Origin of the sequence: Vibrio sp. Isolate24, from assembly GCF_022398215.1 — a bacterium.
Classification (GTDB): Bacteria; Pseudomonadota; Gammaproteobacteria; order Enterobacterales; family Vibrionaceae; genus Vibrio; species Vibrio coralliilyticus_A.
On sequence record NZ_JAKEUU010000002.1, the window covers coordinates 399,415 to 419,432 of the forward strand.

General features: G+C 42.1%; 18 protein-coding genes and 1 pseudogene. 15 read left to right on the forward strand and 4 right to left on the reverse strand.

Annotated elements, in window-relative coordinates; genetic code table 11:
• Positions 1 to 18: 18 nt before the first annotated feature.
• Positions 19 to 1,728 (reverse strand): D-lactate dehydrogenase, encoded by a 1,710-nt coding sequence (gene dld, locus L1D23_RS10040; protein WP_239865950.1) that lies wholly within the window; start codon positions 1,726 to 1,728, stop codon positions 19 to 21.
• Between the two features lie 681 nt (positions 1,729 to 2,409).
• Here dld and L1D23_RS10050 point away from each other — a divergent pair.
• Together L1D23_RS10050 and L1D23_RS10055 are read left to right on the forward strand one after the other, a co-directional pair.
• On the forward strand, positions 2,410 to 2,949 hold the full coding sequence (locus L1D23_RS10050; RefSeq protein WP_239865952.1) for a TetR/AcrR family transcriptional regulator: 540 nt from the start codon (positions 2,410 to 2,412) through the stop codon (positions 2,947 to 2,949).
• Positions 2,950 to 3,064: 115 nt separating this feature from the next.
• Complete coding sequence (locus L1D23_RS10055; protein ID WP_239865954.1) at positions 3,065 to 3,607, forward strand: outer membrane beta-barrel protein; 543 nt, start codon at positions 3,065 to 3,067, stop codon at positions 3,605 to 3,607.
• A 68-nt stretch (positions 3,608 to 3,675) separates the two neighbouring features.
• Here the strand turns inward: L1D23_RS10055 and L1D23_RS10060 are convergent, their stop codons facing one another.
• Both L1D23_RS10060 and L1D23_RS10065 read right to left on the reverse strand, forming a co-directional pair.
• Positions 3,676 to 6,036, reverse strand: a complete 2,361-nt coding sequence (locus L1D23_RS10060) for an ATP-binding protein (protein WP_239865955.1) — start codon at positions 6,034 to 6,036, stop codon at positions 3,676 to 3,678.
• Complete coding sequence (locus tag L1D23_RS10065) at positions 6,029 to 7,090, reverse strand: cytochrome c peroxidase (RefSeq protein ID WP_239865956.1); 1,062 nt, start codon at positions 7,088 to 7,090, stop codon at positions 6,029 to 6,031. Before L1D23_RS10065 ends, L1D23_RS10060 begins: the two co-directional genes overlap by 8 nt.
• A gap of 183 nt (positions 7,091 to 7,273) precedes the next feature.
• Between L1D23_RS10065 and L1D23_RS10070 the strand changes: the two are divergent.
• From L1D23_RS10070 to L1D23_RS10130, 13 genes and pseudogenes are all read left to right on the forward strand, one after another.
• Positions 7,274 to 8,545 (forward strand): annotated as a pseudogene (locus L1D23_RS10070) (TolC family protein); the annotation flags it as partial.
• 159 nt (positions 8,546 to 8,704) lie between these two features.
• Complete coding sequence (locus L1D23_RS22215; RefSeq protein ID WP_275667291.1) at positions 8,705 to 9,544, forward strand: HAMP domain-containing sensor histidine kinase; 840 nt, start codon at positions 8,705 to 8,707, stop codon at positions 9,542 to 9,544.
• A 307-nt stretch (positions 9,545 to 9,851) separates the two neighbouring features.
• Positions 9,852 to 10,310: a hypothetical protein gene (locus L1D23_RS10080; protein ID WP_239837193.1), complete on the forward strand. Its 459-nt coding sequence runs from the start codon at positions 9,852 to 9,854 to the stop codon at positions 10,308 to 10,310.
• Between the two features lie 29 nt (positions 10,311 to 10,339).
• Entirely contained in the window at positions 10,340 to 13,261 is a 2,922-nt protein-coding gene (locus L1D23_RS10085; protein ID WP_239865963.1) for a DUF4150 domain-containing protein, read from the forward strand.
• An 8-nt stretch (positions 13,262 to 13,269) separates the two neighbouring features.
• Positions 13,270 to 13,890 (forward strand): AHH domain-containing protein, encoded by a 621-nt coding sequence (locus L1D23_RS10090; protein ID WP_239865965.1) that lies wholly within the window; start codon positions 13,270 to 13,272, stop codon positions 13,888 to 13,890.
• 2 nt (positions 13,891 to 13,892) lie between these two features.
• Positions 13,893 to 14,528, forward strand: a complete 636-nt coding sequence (locus tag L1D23_RS10095; protein WP_239865967.1) for a DUF1629 domain-containing protein — start codon at positions 13,893 to 13,895, stop codon at positions 14,526 to 14,528.
• 171 nt (positions 14,529 to 14,699) lie between these two features.
• Positions 14,700 to 15,320, forward strand: a complete 621-nt coding sequence (locus L1D23_RS10100; RefSeq protein ID WP_239865969.1) for a DUF1629 domain-containing protein — start codon at positions 14,700 to 14,702, stop codon at positions 15,318 to 15,320.
• A gap of 178 nt (positions 15,321 to 15,498) precedes the next feature.
• On the forward strand, positions 15,499 to 16,008 hold the full coding sequence (locus L1D23_RS10105) for a DUF1629 domain-containing protein (protein ID WP_239865971.1): 510 nt from the start codon (positions 15,499 to 15,501) through the stop codon (positions 16,006 to 16,008).
• A gap of 220 nt (positions 16,009 to 16,228) precedes the next feature.
• Positions 16,229 to 16,801, forward strand: coding sequence for a DUF1629 domain-containing protein (locus L1D23_RS10110; RefSeq protein WP_239865972.1), 573 nt, complete (start codon positions 16,229 to 16,231; stop codon positions 16,799 to 16,801).
• An 80-nt stretch (positions 16,802 to 16,881) separates the two neighbouring features.
• Positions 16,882 to 17,502, forward strand: a complete 621-nt coding sequence (locus L1D23_RS10115; protein WP_239865974.1) for a hypothetical protein — start codon at positions 16,882 to 16,884, stop codon at positions 17,500 to 17,502.
• A 323-nt stretch (positions 17,503 to 17,825) separates the two neighbouring features.
• Entirely contained in the window at positions 17,826 to 18,038 is a 213-nt protein-coding gene (locus L1D23_RS10120; RefSeq protein ID WP_239837186.1) for a cold-shock protein, read from the forward strand.
• Between the two features lie 380 nt (positions 18,039 to 18,418).
• Positions 18,419 to 18,565: a hypothetical protein gene (locus L1D23_RS10125; protein ID WP_239837185.1), complete on the forward strand. Its 147-nt coding sequence runs from the start codon at positions 18,419 to 18,421 to the stop codon at positions 18,563 to 18,565.
• 7 nt (positions 18,566 to 18,572) lie between these two features.
• Positions 18,573 to 18,773, forward strand: coding sequence for a hypothetical protein (locus tag L1D23_RS10130; RefSeq protein ID WP_239837376.1), 201 nt, complete (start codon positions 18,573 to 18,575; stop codon positions 18,771 to 18,773).
• A gap of 130 nt (positions 18,774 to 18,903) precedes the next feature.
• Here the strand turns inward: L1D23_RS10130 and L1D23_RS10135 are convergent, their stop codons facing one another.
• A complete protein-coding gene (locus L1D23_RS10135) occupies positions 18,904 to 19,914 on the reverse strand; it encodes a LacI family DNA-binding transcriptional regulator (protein WP_239865981.1) in 1,011 nt (336 codons plus the stop codon).
• Positions 19,915 to 20,018: the final 104 nt, after the last annotated feature.

A 20,018-nucleotide genomic window follows, 5' to 3' on the forward strand; every position in this document is an offset into this window, starting at 1 on the left:
TTATTTTAAATAAGCCTGTTAACTGCCACAGCAGCTACAGTTACGTTTGTACTTACTCATTTTACCGATACCCGGGTTAAAGGTATTGGTTGGATCCAATGAGTGGTAGAACTCCTGAAGCTGCTTTTCGGCTTCATAGAGGTGGCCTACGTTATGCTCTGCTGGGTATTTGGCGCCTTTATGAGTTAAAAGCTCAAGCATTTTCTGTTTGATCTTCTTCGTATCCGCGCCTTTTCTGAAGATGTAATCCTGATGGAAAACATGACACATAAAGTGACCGTAGTAGAGACCCATAACCAAGTCTTTGGTAATCTCTTCTGGTAGCTGTTCCACCCAGTCAATGTCATTTCGGCGCAGAGCAATATCCAACGCCAGAATGTCTTCCACTTCATTGGAGTGAATGGTTTCATAGCGAATCGCAGCACCCGCAGCCGCAAAGCGATGAAGCAGAGCTTTCTTGCCTTCATCAGCATCACAAACAAAGTATTCACACCCGTCCTGCTTAGACCAGACGTTCTCCAGGTACTCTTTCGCTTCATCGATACCACCATCACTCATTTTTAGGATCAGATGGTGCTCGTACTTATCTCTGAATTCCAGCATGCGCTTAGGAAGGTGCTGTGGGAACAGTTTGGTGAGCCAGTAAAGCGTAATATCTGGCAAATCTTTAGATACAAACGGAATGCGTTTCAGGATCGACTCAACTTTTGCTTTTAGCGCAAAGAACTTAGGCAATTTGTCAGTGCCTAGATGATGAATCGACAGGAAGACATCTTTACCGTAAGTTTCCGCTAAATTGAAAATGTCACGATGCATGTATTCGCCCATTTCTGGTAAATGTTTAAAGCCACTCAGCATGTCACGGCGTAGCATCGTCATCTTTGCTGGATCGCTACAGCCGATATAGAAAAGCTGCTCTTTTTCAGCGACAGGGTTAGTATCGACACGGACTGCAAACACTGCCAGCTTACCTGCACAACCACTGGCTTCAAACAGGCGTCTGGAATCAGCATTAAAACGGGAAGGGGTTTCTGCATCGACGTCACGGACGCGAGCCTCGTACTCTTTGTCTGATGCCATCGCGTCACTGTGGATAATCTTAGAAGGGTCAAAGTTACCTTGTTCAACATTGGTCAGAATCTCTTCTGGTGTTTCACCAAGGCCTTCGATGCCTAAATGATTCACCAACTCCAGTTTGCCTTCTTTGGTGACCTGGCCAAACAGCGCTAATTCCGTATACGCAGGGCCGCGTTTGACTAAAGCACCACCGGAGTTGTTGGCAATACCACCAACAACTGTTGCGCCAATTGAAGAAGAACCAATCACGGAATGAGGCGCACGGTTAACGGACTTAAGCTTCTTCTCAAGTTGGTGAAGACTCACACCCGGTAAACTGATGATCTGTTTGCCGTTTTCAATCAAATGCAGCGAGTTAATACGCATGATGTTGATCACCACAACTTCACGGTCGTAATCGTCACCACTTGGTGCAGACCCTTCAGTCAGACCGGTTTTGGCGGCCTGCATGATCACAATGCAGTTCGCTTCTACCGCGGCCTGAAGCAGGCGCCACTGTTCAACTAATGAACCGGGAAACAAAACGGCCAGTGCTTTGCCTTTACCCGAGCGGAAGCCTGAGCGGTAATATTCGGTTTTTTTGTTATCGGTTAACACATGGTCTTGGCCGACAATGTCGATGAATGTCTGAATTAGCGCTTGATTACTCATGGCGTCCCTTTGCTTCCTTTGTGACGTGCTTGTTATTTTCTGGTTTTGCATATTTTAAATTCGAAACTCAATTCGAACCAGAAGCAGAAATTCACACTTGTGTGTTTTCTCGGTCAATAAAACACGCTTTGGAAGCTGAATCTCCAAATATCAATCACTTAAGCTAGTATTATTCTTCGATTATTGGAAGAAGTATCATTGTCTTTTTCCAAAATTGACATAATAAGTGAGGGGCTAGAGGCGTTGAATTGTAAAAAATAAGTGATCAAACCCTCACTTGGCCCAATGATTTGACGTTGGTAGGTATAAAGAAGAAATAAGCGGCAGTGAACCATCAATGCCACTTTTTATAGCAAATCGAGGACCCACTAGGGTAAAGACGGCAATAGCATTTTTTTCATTGTTTTTCTTACCTCTGAACCTCCAATGATAGCAAGAAACAAAAGGCCGCCTGGTATCAATATTGCCATCAGTATCGGCCTTAATATGTAAGAGAAACAAAATAAGCTTGGGATAAATACTGTCCATCTGCATAGCAGAGTCATGACTTCTTTGAGGGATTCTTTCATTACGATTTCCAAAAATAATTGAGCGCGCTCAATTATTAAGTGAGCGTGCTCAATTTGTCAACTCGTTTGGGTATAGGTATGATCTAACAGCGATATTTGGGATGAAAAAAGCATGGGTAAGAGAGAACAAACAAAAGAGCGGATTCTTAGCGCTGCATGGGAATTGTTTGAAACGCAGGGGTATCAGGAAACATCTACTCGCCAGATAGCAAGGCAAGCAGGCGTTGCTGATGGTACAGTCTTTAGTCATTTTGAAAACAAGTTAGCGATCTTACGTGAAGGGATGCTCAATCAGCTTACTCTACTTGCTGAACAAGGGCAGTCCAGGCCAGTTAATGGCATGTTGGAAGCGGGGATGCAGTTTGCGGCAACCTATTATGGTTATTATTTTTCCAATATAAACCTAAGTCGAGCTCTGCTTAAAGAGGTGATTTGGGATATGGACTATTACCAGTCTTACAATGATGCAGTGTTCGCATACTCAAACTTATCTGCCAATCCAGCAGAGAAAATACCCCTATTTTTAGACTGCTATTTTATGACTTTGATTACTCACCTGAGTAAACCAGAGCCAAGTATAGAAGCTGCCTTGAAAGAGCTAGAGTGTAAATATCGCTCTATATTAAATAACACAGCGTCAGAGGACATGTAGGCTGCTGCGAACCGAAGACAATATTATGACAAAGTCATACAAAAAGAATATACAACATGTTGAGTTGTTGTGTTATTTTCCGCTCCTGTTTCGTGTCTATGATTAATAATCAGTTATGAAAAAAGCGCTTTTATTATTGCCATTATTACTGTCTTCAACGGCATTTGCAGGGAATCACCAAATTGGATTTGGGATTGGAGGAGGTGGTACGGACGGTCCTAACGATTGGAGTGACTCAGGTTTTGCGGGCAAGATTGATTACGCGTATCAATTCCACCCGAACTTTGCTGCGGAGTTTGGTTACGCTGCGGTTGAGGGAATGACCAGTAACATCGTTACTACCGTGTTGGGGACAACCAAGCAAGAAGTGACATACTCCACGGGGTTTGCAGGTTTGAAAGCGGGTGTGTCTCCTATCTCTTTCCTTAACCTCTATGCGGTTGGAGGCGTGAATTATTCCGATGTTGAGAAAACTTATACGCCTTCCGGCGGGACGGAAAGAACGGATTCTCACACCGGATTGCACCCATACTATGGAGTGGGTACTGAGCTGATATTTTTTAGTACCCTTGGTCTAAACCTAGAGTATAGGAAGTTTGTGTTGGCTGATGATTTTGAGTCCGATGTCGTCTTTGCTGGTATGAATATTAAGTTCTGATTTTAGTGCAAGTTTATAGAGATAATGAACGGGAGTAGCATGAAAATGCAACTCCCGTTTTTGGTCACCTAGCCAGTCTTGTTATGTGGACGTAACCTAGCAATCAATCGACTGGCTTCATGGCGGTTTACCATGAGTCGGTTGACGAGTTTTTGCAACAGTTCGAGCTCTGGTATTTCTCCTTGCCTCGCCATATCTTCTGCCTGTTTTGTCAGGACTAATACCTCACCCATAGAGAATTCAAGTGCGATACCTTTAATGGCATGAAGAATGGCATGAAGTTCTGTTGGTGTAGCATTGGAGTGAGTATCGATGAGTGAATCTGTTTTGGTATCCAGTTCAAATATCAAGGATTCAAGTAGCTCGATTTTTTCTATATCTTGCAGTTCAAGCTGGTTGAATAAAGGGCTTTGAGAGACTTCTTCTTCCGTAAGTGGCAGTTTGTCAACTGAGGTACGAACCAGCGTCGACACTTTATGGCTGGTATCTTGTGGAAGATGCTTCAGGGCGTCCGCCACTTCACGATGCGAGATAAAGTCTTGCAAAAATTGATGGATAGCGTTTTGCAAGCTGCTTTTTTGCAATGGTTTCGTCAGGACAAAGTTTGCCCCACGACGAATAAACTCGTCGTGGGCTTCCTTAAATACATCGGCGGTACAGGCAAAAATGACGGTGTTGAGTTTGAGTTTGGTGCGTATATGTTCAATCGCATCAAGGCCGTTCATATTTGGCATGTGGTTGTCCATGATGATCAAATCATAGTGGGAGTGTTTAAGGCGGCTAATCGCTTCTAACCCATCATTGGCATGATCGACGAGTAACCCCATAGATTCACAGAATTTTTTCGCTACCATTGCATTCACTCGGTTATCTTCAACCAGCAGGATGGTGAAGTTGTCTAACCGGATATCGTTACTGGGAGCGGGCGCTTCTTCCTCGTTGATTTCAAGCTCTTTGATCTCAAAAGGGATAACTAAGCTGAACTGAGTACCTACGTTGACTTGACTGGAGACCGAGACTTCACCTCCCATCATTTCCACCAACCGCTTCACAATTGAAAGGCCTAAACCTGTGCCACCAAACTGGCGTGTTGTTGAAAGCTCAGCTTGCTCGAACGGAGTGAAAATGGCGTCGAGTTTATCATCTTCAATACCAATGCCGCTGTCTGTAACTCGAATACAAACATTGGCAGGCGTCTCGTTATCGAGTGAGAATTCGATTTCAACTTTACCAGTATGAGTGAACTTTATTGCGTTGCCGACCAAGTTAAAGAGTATTTGCCGAGTTCGAGAGAGGTCGCCGTGAAGTTCTATATTAGGTGGAATCTGATTACGAATGACAAATTGCAAACCTTTATTTATTGCTTGAGAACCTAAGGTTTTCTCAAGGCTAAGAATCAGCTCGCCAATAGAGAATGGATGGATTTCCAACTCAAGTTTGCCTTGTTCAACTTTTGAGAAGTCCAAAATATCATTAAGAATAGTCAGCAGGTGCTGCCCCGAGTCGATGAGTATTTGAGCCTGCTTCTTTGTCTCAAGTTCTTGAGATTCGTCTTTGATGATCTGAGCAATACCTAAAACCCCGTTCATTGGCGTACGCAATTCATGGCTCATCGTTGCAAGAAAAATCGACTTGGCTTCATTGGCTTTTTCGGCATTCTCGGTGGCCACTTGATAAGCGAGGTTATTACGGTTGAGTTCAGCAATACGTGCGATAAATCCAAGAGTAGCTAGTGCTGAAAACAGTAAGGCAATACCGATTAAAACTTGTGATATCGTGTTTCTAAGCTGCGTTGAAGTGGTTGTTAACCCAAACTCTGTCTGTTCAAGAAATTTGATACTGTCGTGCGACAAGAGTTTTGAGAGTAAGTTTTCTCTTTGGGTGTTGAGTTGGATAAAGGTTCGGGTAAAACGTGCGACCTCTTCATCGGCAGCGATGACGTTTTCATCCAATAAATAGGTGAGAAGCTGATCGAGTGGTTGGTTGTTGGTATCGAACTCACCTTCATTAGCTAACTTGTTTTTTAACGAATGTAATACAAACTCCCTAGCCACAATTAAACCTATGGTTTGATCGAGCATTTTTATCAGGCTGGTGGCTGAAGTGTGGAAGTCATTGAGAAGAACTTCCGTCGGTAAGTGTTTAAACCAAGTAGAATGTAGAGCGGTGGCTTGGTGTTGTTGATGAAATTGCTGCAGTTCTCGTTCTAGGTTAACCAGTTGGTTTGTGACTTGGTAGGGCTCAGAGATACCTTGGATGGAGGCACTGATGATTTCATCTCTCAACTCGATGACTTCATTGCCCATAATTCGTACTCGTTTATCATATTGAGCCAGCTTATTGAGTTCGACATAGGCCAGATAAACATATGTGCACGACCCAATAAAGATAAGGGTTGCAAACGCAAAAAGGAGTTTGATTTTATTCATTTTCAAACTCCTGCAAAATACTTGGCCTGTCGCCAGTTAAGGCATGGAGAAAATCTTCTATGTGGTGAACAGTCTGGTCATCGAATGTTTTACCCAATTGACTTTTACCCATAATTTTTATCGCTTCTGATAAGTGCTGTGTTTTACCATCGTGAAAATAGGGTGGAGTCAGAGCGACATTTCTCAGGCTAGCCACACGGAAGAGATAGAGATCATTTGAGTCTTTAGTACTATTGAAACGCCCTTTGTCTGCAATACGGCCTTTGCCGATGGTGTCTTGTCCAAAATAGCCAAAGCGCATGACCATGCCGCCACCAACATTTTGCCCTTGGTGACAACGTATGCAACCTTCAGTTTGAAAGGCTTCCCAGCCGAGTTTCGCGTCTGCGCTTAGTGCACTCTCATTGCCTTTCAAGTACTGGTCAAAGGCGGAATTTGGTGTGTTCAAAGCTCGTATGAATTCCACCAGAACTGTCTTGATACTGTATTCGTTGATTTCCAAATCCGCTTTGGTGAAATATTGTTGGTAAACCGGAGATTGCCTGACATATGCGATAATATCAGGCCAGTTTGAATCCATTTCAACGACATCATGTATAGGGCCATCAAGCTGATCATGCAAGCTGTTGACTCGTCCATCCCAGAAAAATCGATAGTTGAACCTGGAGTTGAATACAGTTAAAGAGTTGCGGGTACCTTGCCCGTTCACGCCTGTCGAAACTGCTGTCAGTTCTGCGCCATTGGTTCGCAAATTGTGACAGGACTCGCAGCTGACTTTATTGTTGGAAGAGAGATTGGCATCGCGAAACAGCACCCAGCCAATTTTGGCTTTCTCCCGATTGAATTCGACATCTTGGGGGATTGGAGTAATCAAACCATAGTCTACCGCCTCTTCTTTAGGTTCATCAGCATCATGGCTGTCTGGCTGAGAAGAGTGAGTATGAGCTTCACCGAGATCAGAGTGAGTTGAGTAGGAACGCACATTTCCCAGCAGTAGTAAACCGATTGCTGCTGAGACAAATAAGCCTAACCATAGTAATGTCCGTTTTTTCATTTTATGTTCCGCTGTACTAGATCTAAGCTTCGTCCTGTAAGCCTTACTCAAAGTCTAGTTGCATACTATTTTTGAAGTAATATCAAGCCAGTAAAAAGTATAGATTACTACTTTAGTAGTGGTGGCCCTATCTTAACCCCTTCGTTTGTTACCTTGCTTGCAGATTAGCGGGAGATAACAACGATGACATTGCGATATTCTATTCTTGCACTGACGCTAGTAGGCGTTATGGGTTGTGTGTCGGGAACTAGTGCAGACTTTGTCAGACAGGCTGAGCAGAATAGAGCCCAGTCTGTAGAGCAACTGCTGGGGCAGGTGGTAGCCGAGCGACAACTTTCACTTGAGGCTGACGAAATTAGCCCTCCGACTCAACTAACCGACTTAGTCCAACTGCCTGAGTTAGAGAAATACCTTGATGCGGCTTTCGAAAATAGCCCCAGTCTGCAGCAGAGCGTGATCGCGTTAAAAATTGCTTATGCCCAGCAAGGAGTTACGGTGGCAGACCAGCTGCCTACGGCGAATGCCAGCTTTACAGGTCAATCGAAAGAAGATAGCGACGACAGCTACACTGGTGAGGTGACCGTGAGCTGGGAGCTGGATCTATGGCAAAAACTGGCAGATAGCAGCGAGGCAGCACGAAAAGATGTTGCGGCCTCTCAGGCAAGCCTGCAATCAGCAAAAGATTTGTTGGCGGCCAATATCATGCGTAATTGGTTGGAAATCAGCGTCAACCAGCAACTACTTGATATTGAGCTGAGAAGGTTGGATGTGTTGGAAAATAACGAGGTGTTGGTACTAGAGCGCTATCAAGTGGGACTAGGCAGTCTGGAAGACTTAGATAACGCGAAAACCAGCACGGCGTCGACGCGCTCAACTGTCGCTGAGTATCAAGAAAATCTAGAACAGAGCAGACGCAGCCTCCAACTGTTAACCGGGCAATGGCAATCCGAGTTGCAGCAACCAGAGGTAGCGATGACGTTTCCACAAGTCGTCAACCCTCTCGATTCTCTTGCCCAGCAGAATATGGCAGGCCGGCCAGATCTACAATAAGCTTTCTACAATATCGAAGCAGAAGCCCTTCGTACCGACGCTGCTTACAAAGCTATGCTGCCATCGTTCGGCTTGACGGCAAGTTTAACGGATATTGCCCAGTCACCCAGAGAAGCCTTGCTAACAGATCCACTGTGGAGCTTACTCGGAAAACTATCGGCGCCACTATTTCAGGGTGGAAAGCTTAAATCTCAGGCCGAAATTGCTCAACTTACCACAGAGCAAAGCTATTGGGCTTATCAGGAAACCTTGCTCACAGCGATCAATGAAGTGGAAAACGCTGTTGGGCAGGAGTATTCGCTTGAACAGCAGCAATTGCATCTTAATCAAGCCTTCACAAGTTCGAAGCGTAGCTTTGTCAGTTACGAAGAGAAATATCGAAAAGGGCTGGTCGACATCTTGAATCCAAACGAACTGGTTCTCAATGAAGTACTTAAAAAAGTTGTTGGAGTCCCTCTTATTGAATCGCCGAAAGCGGGCTATTTCGCAATGAAAATGGAGCACAAAGGAGACGTCAGGTACGCGTCGGTGTTGTTTCTCGATAATGAATTTTCTCCGGGTGAAATGCCCCAGTTTATCTACATCGTGTTTGTTGCCATCGCTGCAATCTTGGCGTTTTCTTTGATACTTATTGCTTTTATTCGTAGTGTCTCGACTCCTGTTGAAGAACTCAAAGATTGGGCAAAATCTCTGGACAAAGAAAAGCTCAGCCAGCCAATTCCGGGGTTTGACTACAGGGAGCTCAACACATTAGCAGAAATTATTAAATCCAGTCTCAGCTCTGTACAGGAAGGCCTTGAACGAGAGCAGCGCTTTTTGGGTTATGCTAGTCATGAACTAAGAACGCCGATTGCTGTCACCCGTACCAATTCAGAGCTACTGAAAAAGATGATCCTCAAGAAGTTGGATGAGGACAAGCAGCTTGAAGTGTTGGAACGCATTGAGCGTACAGGGTACACAATGACAGATTTGACTGAAACGCTATTGTGGCTCAACCGACAAGAAGACAAGACACTGCCATTCAGTGATCTCGTGATTGGTGACCTCATTACTCAGATCGATCATGAACTCGAATATTTACTGCAAGGAAAAGCGGTCAAAGTTAGCCTCAATGTAGATGAGACGAAGCATTCATTACCACTTGGGCTATGTCGAATTGTGATCACTAATCTCGTTCGTAACGCGTTTCAGCATACCTATCAAGGCGAAGTGTCTATTGAACAAGCCGAAAGTCGTCTGGTTATCACGAACCGCAATCTTTCCCATGGTGAAAGAGAAGAAGAGCTGGGTTTCGGCTTGGGGTTAGAATTGACCGAACGGCTGATCAGCCAATACGGGTGGTACTATGAGAATAGTGCCATCGAGTATGGCCGACGTGTTGAAGTACACTTCACATCTCTCTGATGTCAACCACCCCTTGAATCCGTACCAACATGTGCACTGGTAACGATTAATCGTCTGGTGTGTCTGAGTCAGTATGACTCGACAAAAATAATGAGATTGACATCACATAGTTTGGTTCATCTCTAAAGACTAGGATTGGTCAAAATGACGGTCTTAACTTTCCTTATGGTGGCTTCGGTAGGTGTTATGAGTGGTTTGTGTTGTTATTTTCCTTGCATATAAATAAAAGTCTTTCTTTTTTGACATTACGTGATCGAATCTCGTATCGGTAGAATAATAGGTTCTAATATTATCATGCGATCTTTCAATGATGCTGGAACCTTTTACTGATTCTTCAACGTTAAAGCAGGATGCTCGTATTGGCTGGGTAAAAGAAGTACACCCAGAAAGCCACCGAGTCAAAATCGACTTCTTTGGGAATAATTACGGGCAGCCTGTTTGGGCGGCTTTGGGCAGAGGCTTTACGCGCTCAGAGATTCATTTGGCAATCGATAATCAACTTGATTGTCGGATTGAATTTGTTGGCGATGACCTTGATGTCCCCATCCTGACGGATATTTATCTCTCATTAGCAGAGCGAAAAGAGCTGGTGATCAAAGCCGAACGTGTAGTTCTAGAAGGCACAGAAGAAGTCACGATTGGATCTGGTAACGTCACAACGAAGTTCAGTGGTAATGATGGTCGTATTACGACTAAGGCGACATACATTTCGAGTCATGCTGAAAAAGTTCATAAGATTAAAGGCTCAAAAGTCACGTTGAACTGACTGTAGATAAGAGATAACTAGGAGTAGATATGTCAGTCACTATCAATGCGAATGGGCTCAGTATCGTCCATAAAGGCTCGGGTGGGGAGGCTAACGCCACTTTGCCTGATGTGTGCCTTACAACTGTAGGCCCTTCAGTTGTGCCTATTCCATATGGTAACAACGCTAAGTCAGCGGATCTAGTCGAAGGTACTACGACAGTCACAGCGGACGGTGGTAACAGCATTGCTTTAAAGGGCAGTAAATTTGCTAAAAGTACGGGTGATGCCGGAGGGGACAAAAAAGGTGTGGCATCGGGTACGATAGAATCCGAGGCGGAATTCATATCCGCATCACCGAATGTGGTCATCGAAGGGAAAGGTGTCGCAAGACTTTCTGACCAAATGACGATGAACAAGGCTAACACTATGTGCCTTGGTGGAGTGCAAAACCCATCGGTTACCGTGAGTGAAGATGAAGAAGGGACTTATACCGTCTACGTTAAGGCAAGGTACCCGGATGGAACGCTACTGAAAAATGCAGACTTTGACATTACCGATGTTTCTGGTGGCGCTCTGTCTCCTGGTCATTTTGATGACTCTGGTAAGAGCAAAGTATCAGGCTTAAAGCCCGGTCAAATCAAAATTCTTGCCAAAGAGAGTACCGATGAATTTGTCACAACTCCTGTTCGTATCACCAACCCGCACTACTTGCCGGATTACAATGACTATGACTTTTTTGATAGGTCTGCTCAGGGACAGCAAACTTTCTGGCACCCGAACCGTATTGCCCCGCCAGTAGAAGGCTGGGGAACCATGGGGCCTAGCCTCACCGCTGACCGGTATTTTGCCGATATTGTAAAAGCCGAAACGAAAGCCCACTTCGAATTTAGACACCCTGATTTTCAGTTCAGCGTATTGGCAGAATCGCTAATCGCGGGAATTGATAGTCTCTCTGATACCAGTTTTGACAGTGTACTGGCGAACGGCTTACCTATGGTGATGGAAGAAGGGGANACGAAAGCCCACTTCGAATTTAGACACCCTGATTTTCAGTTCAGCGTATTGGCAGAATCGCTAATCGCGGGAATTGATAGTCTCTCTGATACCAGTTTTGACAGTGTACTGGCGAACGGCTTACCTATGGTGATGGAAGAAGGGGAAATACTCTCTGTCTTATTTCGTTTACCTAAGCATGAAACGGCTGACCGTATGCTGGCTTACATGCGTGCTCGTGGCAAAGGTAACCCGCAGGTTTTTATCAACAACTACTCTTGGGATAAGGCTAAGAAGACACTCAACACTGAACTTGAAGGTCTACTTAGTAAGATAAAGGGGCGTGTTGAGTCTCTGAAGTCTGAAGCGAGTCGGTTGAATTACGTTTACTTGTCTTCCGATATCTATGATAAGCATGTTAGTACCATTGATACTTACGCTAAAAATCTGGCCGATAACCTCAGCCAAGCTTTCAAGCGTATGAAGAAGAAAGCTAGCCAACTTATGAGTGATGTGTCGGCTGTCTCGGTCATTCAAGCGCCCGATCATGTTTATTCTGCCGAAGCAGGAACGATTGAGGTGGTGGTAAATGCGATACCGAAGATAGATTTAGAGGAGCAGAAATGGGTCAAGGTCCGTGCAATATACTCTGATCGATGGCAGACACCTATCTATGCTCAAAACCTCAAAATAACCGCTAACTCGGTGGTGCATGAAGAGAACGTATCACTCAATGCTCTACCCTTGAATAGCACGGAATCTGAAACCATAGATTTGGCTGTCGAAACAAATCAAGTCGAAGGTGGTGTAGCGGTATTTGACACATTAAAGCCTAACACAGATATCGTGACTGCAGAGTTCGTTGGTGAGCCAGGTATTGAGGAGCAAATAGTCAATATCCAAGACAGCGTTGAGGCAACACTTGATGGTACATACAACGCACTTGTTGAGGACATGAAAGGGTTCCAACAACAATGGGATGAAGAGGGTTACTGGACTTTAGGCGATGGTGTGATTGACGGTGCACAAGCTTGGGGCGCTGATATTGTTGATATGTTGTCTCCTAGTTTTTGGGGAGATGCTGCGGACACTATCTCAGATTTATCTTCTTCTGCTGTCGATAAATTGGCGATTTATTCAGTCGATAAGTTCAATTCCATCACCAAGGCAATGCTTAATGAGAAGGGGCAACTGAAAAATCCGACTTGGGTATTGGAGACATTAGGAAGAGAGTTTGACTCATTCCAAGATAGTGTTTTTGAATCTGTCGATGAAGCGATTGAAGATGTGAGTAAACTATACGCGGAAAGTCAAGATGTGGTGCGAAAGCTAGAGTGTATTGCTAAGCATCGACAGACGATTCTAGAGCTGCCGCAGAAAATCTCTAATGGTGATGTCGATGCGGTCGAAACCTTTGTTGACACGGTGTTGATGGAGCTTGACTCTGAATGGGCACAGGAAATAAAGAGCCACGAGCAGTTCCCTAACGCAATGGCAATCATAGAAGATCACGACACGATTCTGACCTATGTGACTTATCTGTCTTTAATGCTTGAGGCTATTCCACCTAACTTCTATTTCTACTACGGCGGTAAAGCGGGCACATATTTGATTCTTGAACTGATTCTCACCGTTGTGCTGGCTATTTGTACGTTAGGCACAGGAGCAGCGGCTCGTATTGCGACACTGGTAGCACGTTTTGCGGGAGGTGCTAAGAAGGTCAAAGGAATAAGAAATGCGGCTAAAGCATTGGATTCATTTATTAAGGCTGTGGAAAGCTTGATTGATGTACTGTCTGATTATCAGGAGCTAGCAGAAAAACTGGTTAAACGCCCACTTGGGAAATTTAAAGGCAAGCCTGTTACAACCATGACAGCGAAAAAGAAAGCGGTTAAACGAGACGCAAGCTGTAGGCTTTGTCATTCCAACCAACATAAAACGCCTCGTTATAAACGGGGTGAGTTAGAGTATATATAGAGTTCACTATGGCTAAAGGATATAGAGAAGCTGTAATGGATCCGGCTAAATTGGATCCTAGTCACCCCACAAACCATGGTTTTCAAATGCAGGTGCACCACCTTTTATCAAAACAAGGTGTAAAAAAAACAGGTAACGGCGAAAAGCTTAAGTCTTACGGATATGATATCAACTTGCCCGGTAATTTAGTTGCTTTACCTTGCACTTTGGAAGGAGCATGTCATTTACAAGTTCAATTACATAGAGGTGATCATCCTGCTGTTATTGATACTAACGATAATGATGGCGAGCACCCCAAGAGTTACCATAAATTTGTTACCAAGCGAGTAAAAGACGCCTATATGACCATAAGTAAGCGTTGTGAAAAGCAGGATAACCCTGGTATTCAGCGTTATATGGACTACCACAGTTTGTTGATATTACGTAAGATTCGTAGTTTTGAGTTGCCCTTAACTAATGTTGCCAAAGCTTTTAAGCGTGGGGGCGTTGGCTGCTTGGGTGCTACAACAGTGCCAGAGCTAAGGTTAAAGTTGGAGGCTAACCCCAAAGAGTGTACATGCAATGGAAGAAAACATGACAAATTCAGTTCTTTTACAGAAATACCCTATAATCTAGCAAGAGGAAAATAACTTTGAGTGCGCTGAATATTTATGATGAATCTTATTACATTATTTTTTCTGATGATGACTTTGAAGAGTATGATAATGACTTAACTCCAACTCAATATACGGCCAATACTCATTGGGATTTTGAAAAGCTGACCTTTGGTATAAAGCCACTCACCTTTGTTGCCGATAATGAGAATTTGGATTATTTGCAGCAAGATTACGCAATAGCATTTAACGTTCCGAACTTTGTGGTCACAGCCAAACTTAAAGTACTGCTTGAAGATGGCCTTTACGGCAGTCAGTTTTTCCCAGCAATTATCCAAGATGAGAACAGTAATGCTGTTGAAGGCCTCTGGGCACTGAATACTTTTCAACGCTTAGATTGTGTTGATTTTAAAAGAAGTCAATATTTTATGCCAAGTGATGGAACCAAGGAAATTGATGGATTTACTATTAAACCCGATATGGATAACTATCGACTTAGAAAAGATGTTCTAGATTCTATTCCAGAAAATGAACGTTTGATTTTTCAAGTGGGAAATACAACTTCAGGAGAAATTTTCTTCCATCAAAAAGTCGTCGATGTTTTTAATAAGCATGGTGTTAAAGGTATTAGATTCTTCAAAGTGAGCGAGTATCATGTAGGTGATGAGTTCTAAAATAGAAGTGCTGCATTCTATTTATGAATGGTTAAATTACTTATTTTGAGGAGTAAATATTTTCTATTTAGGTTTGAGTAAGCCTCAATTTAAAGGAGAATATTCTCCATTATTGGTTATATGATTGACTATATTATACAGTCGATATATTGATTTAAAGGTCCTTATTAAGTGAACAATTACAATGAAGATTACTATTTATTGTTTGCAAATCCAGACTATGAAGAATATGACATTGAACCTGATGACTCTTCAGCAAAGCGCAACTATGACTCAGAAGAGCTTGATTTTGGACAAAAACCTTTAATCTTTACAACCGAAACATCTGATTTGAGCTTTGCTAGTGGTGATTATGAGATATTTTTCCCAATAGGCAGTATTGTTGTTACGGACAAGTTAAAGGTTGAGTTAGAAGAAGGCTTATACGGTTCTAAATTTTATCCTGCCATTGTAAAAGGTGAAGATAAAGGAATCAGAGAGGATGTATGGGCGCTGAATGTCTTTAAACCTTTGGATTGTTGGGACCGAAATAAATCAATTGCCATGTACCCTGGAGGGGCTAAGTCCTTGCAAGGAATAGATGTTCTGCCTTCTATTAAATCATTTCATCTTTCTCATGAAGTTCTAGATGAAATACCTGAGAATGACAGGCTGATTTTTGCAATGGATAATACTGACGTTACAAATATATTTGTTCATAAACTAATTGTTGATATTTTCTCCAATAATAATATCAAAGGAGTAAGCTTTTTCAAAGTTAGTCAATATCGTTTTGGAATGGAATTTGTTTAGAATTTCACTCAAACCCTAAATAAGTTATTTATTATGGGTTAAGACAAGGTAATACTGTGAATATTTATGATGAATCCTATTATATTATATTATATTTCCGGATTATGAATTTGAGGACTATGACAATGACCTCACACCAACCTCATATACGGCAAGCACTCATTGGAAGTTTGAAAAGTTGAGTTTTGGTATAAAGCCACTTACTTTTGTCTCTGATAATGATAATTTGGATTATTTGCAGCAAGATTACACTATAGCATTTAGCGTACCGAACTTTGTGGTCACAAACAAACTTAAAGAGCTGCTTGAAGCTGGCCTTTACGGCAGTCAGTTTGTTCCTGCGATCATTCAAGATGAACAAAATAATGCTGTTGAAGGCGTTTGGGCACTGAATACTTTTGATGACTTAGATTGTATCGATCTAAAGAGAAGTCAATTCTATATGCCAAGTGATGGAAGTAAGGACATTGATGGGTTTTCTATTAAACCAGATATGGATAATTACCGACTTCGAGAAGATGTGCTGGATGCTATTCCAGAAAACGAACGTTTAATTTTTCAGATCGGAAATACATCAAGAGGAAAAATCTTCTTTCATCAAAAAGTAGTCGATATTTTTAAAAAATACGATGTTAAAGGCATCAAATTCTTTAAAGTCAGTGAATTTGAGTATGGGGACCAACATTAAAAATTCGTGACCCCAAAGACAACTAATATTGTTGAGCTTGATATGAGATGCTTCAGAGTATTAAATATATGTCTAACCCAATGAGGAAGGGAGTTACCGCTCCCACCTTTTGTCGTTGATGGGTTCTATTGCAACATTATTAAATATCGGGCTAAGACTATTCAGCATTTAATGGACATTTAACCATCTGACGTATGTTCTTTAGAAGTTGGGACGTAAAATGAAATACGATCATGAATACTACATTATGAGTCCAGATTATAATGTTGAAGGATATTCAGTAATACCTTCTGATTCTACCAATCTTCGCAGGTTTCATTACCGTGAACTCGTCTATGGAGAGCCGGCGTTAAGATTTAGCACCAAGAATGGTCAAAAGTTAGATGCTGATGTAGAAATGTTATTCTGCACACCTAGCTTTATTATATCTGAAGATCTAAAAGAGGTTTTTGATGACGGCATTTATGGCGGAAAACTGTATCCGGCAATAATAAACAACACCAAAGATAATTACTTTTTAATTAATATATATGAATCTCTTGATTGTTGGGATAGAAATCGCTCAGTTTATGAGCATGATGATCCTGATGATGAACCACATGTTATAAAATACAGCCTAAATCACGTTATTCTTGATGAAATTCGGGAATCAGAGAGATTGGTCTTCAAGATGGGGGGAGATGACTTAGCTCCAATAGTTGTACATAAAACCATCAAGAGGAAGCTGGAGAAAAAAATTCCTTATCTCAAATTTTATTCCATTGAAAGTTATCAACTTGGAGATGAATACTAAAGGGCATGGTATTTTGTTGATTCGTTTATCGTGGAATACCAAAACGATCAGGTATCAAGTCAGACGTCTAAGGTAGGAAAATGAGTCGATTTAACGACCAATACTATATTGTTTTTAAAAACTATGATGAAAATACTTTGTACCTCACGACACATGATAGGTCCGACCATCGTGACTATGAGTTTACGAAGCTAAGTGGTAATGAACCTATGTTTTTTGAAAATGGTTATCGTGAGGAAGACTTGGCGAGAGGAATATCTAGGCCGATTACAAAAGCACACTTGGATTCTACTTACCCAGTGATTGCGGATGAAGTTAAACAGTCTTTAGGTGATATTAGCAATGATTGTTTTCAGCTGTATCCAGCTATCATTGTTGATGATCACGGTAAGTATCATGACAGTTATTGGGCATTTAACTTATTCCAAAAGATGGATGTTTTGAATCTAGAAAAGTGTCAGATTGATGATTATGACCCGGAAGATACCAGACACACAATTGACCAATATTGCTTAGATAATGATAAGCTGTCAGCGATACCTGAGAATGAGCGCTTGGTCTTTATGCCAAAATTCAGCGATTACCCTCATATTATGATGCATGAGAAAGTAGTGAAAGTGTTTAAGAAACACAACGTCGATACGCTTAACTTTGTCAAAGTGTCTGATTGGGTGATGGGGCTACAGTTTGTAGAGTCTTGATAAGTGTGCATCTCGGCCGCCATGCAACAGTGGTCGAGATGCAGACCTGAGTCGATAGAAGTTATCATCGTTTTAAGTAGATTGTGCTTATTTTTAACTTGTTGATTTGTAAAGATATTAAAAATAATCAAATAAATAGGTATCTATTGTGCTCATACAGTGTATAGTGGCTACCAGCTCAAAACAGTGAGCTATTGATAACTTATTTAGTTCAAGATCTTCTCAGTTTTTTTCGATTTGACTCGTCATATCTATCCTGCGATACCTTTTTCTTCATTCCTTATTTAGTAGCTCTATTTTCAACTCAATCTATCGAGATATACATGTCAAATAAAACAACTGGCGCAGTAAAATGGTTTAACGAAACAAAAGGCTTCGGATTTATCACACCTGATAATGGAAGTGCTGATCTATTTGTTCACTTTAGATCTATTGCTAGTGATGGCTTTAAAACTTTAGCTGAAGGCCAAAAAGTATCTTTTAACGTAGAGCAGGGCGGCAAAGGCCCACAAGCAGCTAACGTTACAGTACTGTAAGAATTTTGGTGAGATCTTGCTAGCTTCCTAGTTATGGCGAGATCTCTCCCTTTAATCACTTATTAAGGAGTGAAATGAATAGAAGAAGTAATCGAAAAACATATTGGTATTACGTATTGCGTGAGCAGAGAATACCTAAAGAGAAAAGTTAATTGTACCAAATTAAATATTACCTTAATCACAATAAAGACTCTTGGTCATCGACCATAAACCAACTCAATAGCGACGTTTTAAGGCGTCATATCCTCCCGAGAGTACATACTCACTGCCTTGACTTGAATTTCACATTCTGTGAATTCGAAAATACTGGGGAAATAAAAAGTTCACAAGGTATGGTCTTGGGACACTTTTATCTTTCATCAGGCAAAGGAGATTAGGCTTTGAAAAAAGCAAGTGGTCGTAAATCGAAAACAGAAAATTTAGAAAGCGATGCCAATGGTGATCGTAAAGAAAATATTCACACAGTTAGAAAAAAGATTGAGAATATTTTATTAGAACGAGAACAAAAAAAGCTATGGGAACTGTGAGATGAAAATGAAAAAACCTTTAAAAAAATCAAGTAAGAAACTTCGCAAAAGTAACTTCGAAGAGCGATTTTCTCTCATGGTAGCCGAATATAATAAAGCGAAAGAAGTGCTTGATTCTATGGCCGAAGGCAGCCCTGAGCATATTAAACAGAAAAAAAAGTGTGAGACTTTGTTCGCAAGTGCTGAACGTTTCATCAACGCAAATTAGAAGCTTCTTAATCGCTTAATATCCCTCATATTGTAGGTATCTTATTTGGTAAAGGTACCACTTCAGTTACCCAACCTCAGCTTTACCCATTTAGCATTCAGAATCATTCTAGAAAAGCATGAGCCGCGACTCACTCACGGCTGGTCGTGCGTCGTTCAATCCGTTTAACTGGCACCATCATTTTGACCATGCTGGTGTTTTGCTCGTTGATTTGATCTACCACAATTTTGACGCTTTCTCTGGCTAGGCGTTTGAAGTCCTGCCTGAATGTTGTGAGTTGATAGCTAAGCCACTCGGTTTGAGGGATATTATCAAAACCGATCACCTGTAAATCTTCAGGAATACGTAAGCCAAATTCATAGCGAGCGACATCCATTAACGCCATCGCCAGATTGTCCGTCGCGCAGAACACTGCATCAGGGCGCTCTGTTCTTTTTAGCAGCTGACGAATATCGTCAAGCGCGGCGGTATAGTCGTAGTTTGCTTCAACAACTTGAGGAAGCGTACTTGTCAAATCTTCAAACTCACTACAGAAGCCTTTTTGGCGTTCATCATTGGTGAAAGTTGGTACTTCGCCTGTTAGATAGACGGGATGTTTCGCGCCGCACTCAACTAATAATTGTGCGGCTTGTTGGCCTGCTTCATAGTTATCGCTGATCACGTAACTACTTTTGGTTCCCTCGACGACACGCGCGTATTGAACAATGGGAATATTGAACTCTTCACACTCTTCATAGAGGCTTTTGTTGAACGTGGCAGAAGCCGCAATCACGCCGTCTACTCGGTACTGGAAAATATTCGGGATAGAATGATTTTCTTTGTCGTCAACTTGCCACGGAATCAAAACTGCTGAGTAACCCAGTTTTTGCAGTTCTGACGAAATGAGCTGCAGGGTTTTCATATGAATTGGATAATCAGCATCAGGAAAAACCAAGCCAATCAGCTTTGATTCGTTGGTTGTCAGACTACGTGCAAACGCGTTAGGGCGGTAATTGAGCGCTTTCGCCGCTTCGTAGACTTTCTGTTTCGTTTTCTCTGACACTGAACTGCCAGGGATAAAAACGCGTGAAACGGTCGATTGAGAAACACCGGCGAGTTTTGCGACATCTTTCGAAGTCACCGTCTGCTTAGTTGAGTTCATGGACCATCATTCATTTGGTAAGAAATTCACAGCAAGCCTAACATAAATAGGTACGTAGTCATAAAAGGAAAAAGCCTTACTCTATTCAAAGTAAGGCTTTTTCA

Excerpts from the sequence above, each read along its gene's own strand:
- dld (WP_239865950.1), bottom strand. The coding sequence starts at position 1,728 with ATGAGTAATCAAGCGCTAATTCAGACATTCATCGACATTGTCGGCCAA.
- L1D23_RS10050 (WP_239865952.1), top strand. The coding sequence starts at position 2,410 with ATGGGTAAGAGAGAACAAACAAAAGAGCGGATTCTTAGCGCTGCATGG.
- L1D23_RS10055 (WP_239865954.1), top strand. The coding sequence starts at position 3,065 with ATGAAAAAAGCGCTTTTATTATTGCCATTATTACTGTCTTCAACGGCA.
- L1D23_RS10060 (WP_239865955.1), bottom strand. The coding sequence starts at position 6,036 with ATGAATAAAATCAAACTCCTTTTTGCGTTTGCAACCCTTATCTTTATT.
- L1D23_RS10065 (WP_239865956.1), bottom strand. The coding sequence starts at position 7,090 with ATGAAAAAACGGACATTACTATGGTTAGGCTTATTTGTCTCAGCAGCA.
- L1D23_RS22215 (WP_275667291.1), top strand. The coding sequence starts at position 8,705 with ATGCCCCAGTTTATCTACATCGTGTTTGTTGCCATCGCTGCAATCTTG.
- L1D23_RS10080 (WP_239837193.1), top strand. The coding sequence starts at position 9,852 with ATGATGCTGGAACCTTTTACTGATTCTTCAACGTTAAAGCAGGATGCT.
- L1D23_RS10090 (WP_239865965.1), top strand. The coding sequence starts at position 13,270 with ATGGCTAAAGGATATAGAGAAGCTGTAATGGATCCGGCTAAATTGGAT.
- L1D23_RS10110 (WP_239865972.1), top strand. The coding sequence starts at position 16,229 with ATGAAATACGATCATGAATACTACATTATGAGTCCAGATTATAATGTT.
- L1D23_RS10115 (WP_239865974.1), top strand. The coding sequence starts at position 16,882 with ATGAGTCGATTTAACGACCAATACTATATTGTTTTTAAAAACTATGAT.
- L1D23_RS10120 (WP_239837186.1), top strand. The coding sequence starts at position 17,826 with ATGTCAAATAAAACAACTGGCGCAGTAAAATGGTTTAACGAAACAAAA.
- L1D23_RS10130 (WP_239837376.1), top strand. The coding sequence starts at position 18,573 with ATGAAAAAACCTTTAAAAAAATCAAGTAAGAAACTTCGCAAAAGTAAC.
- L1D23_RS10135 (WP_239865981.1), bottom strand. The coding sequence starts at position 19,914 with ATGAACTCAACTAAGCAGACGGTGACTTCGAAAGATGTCGCAAAACTC.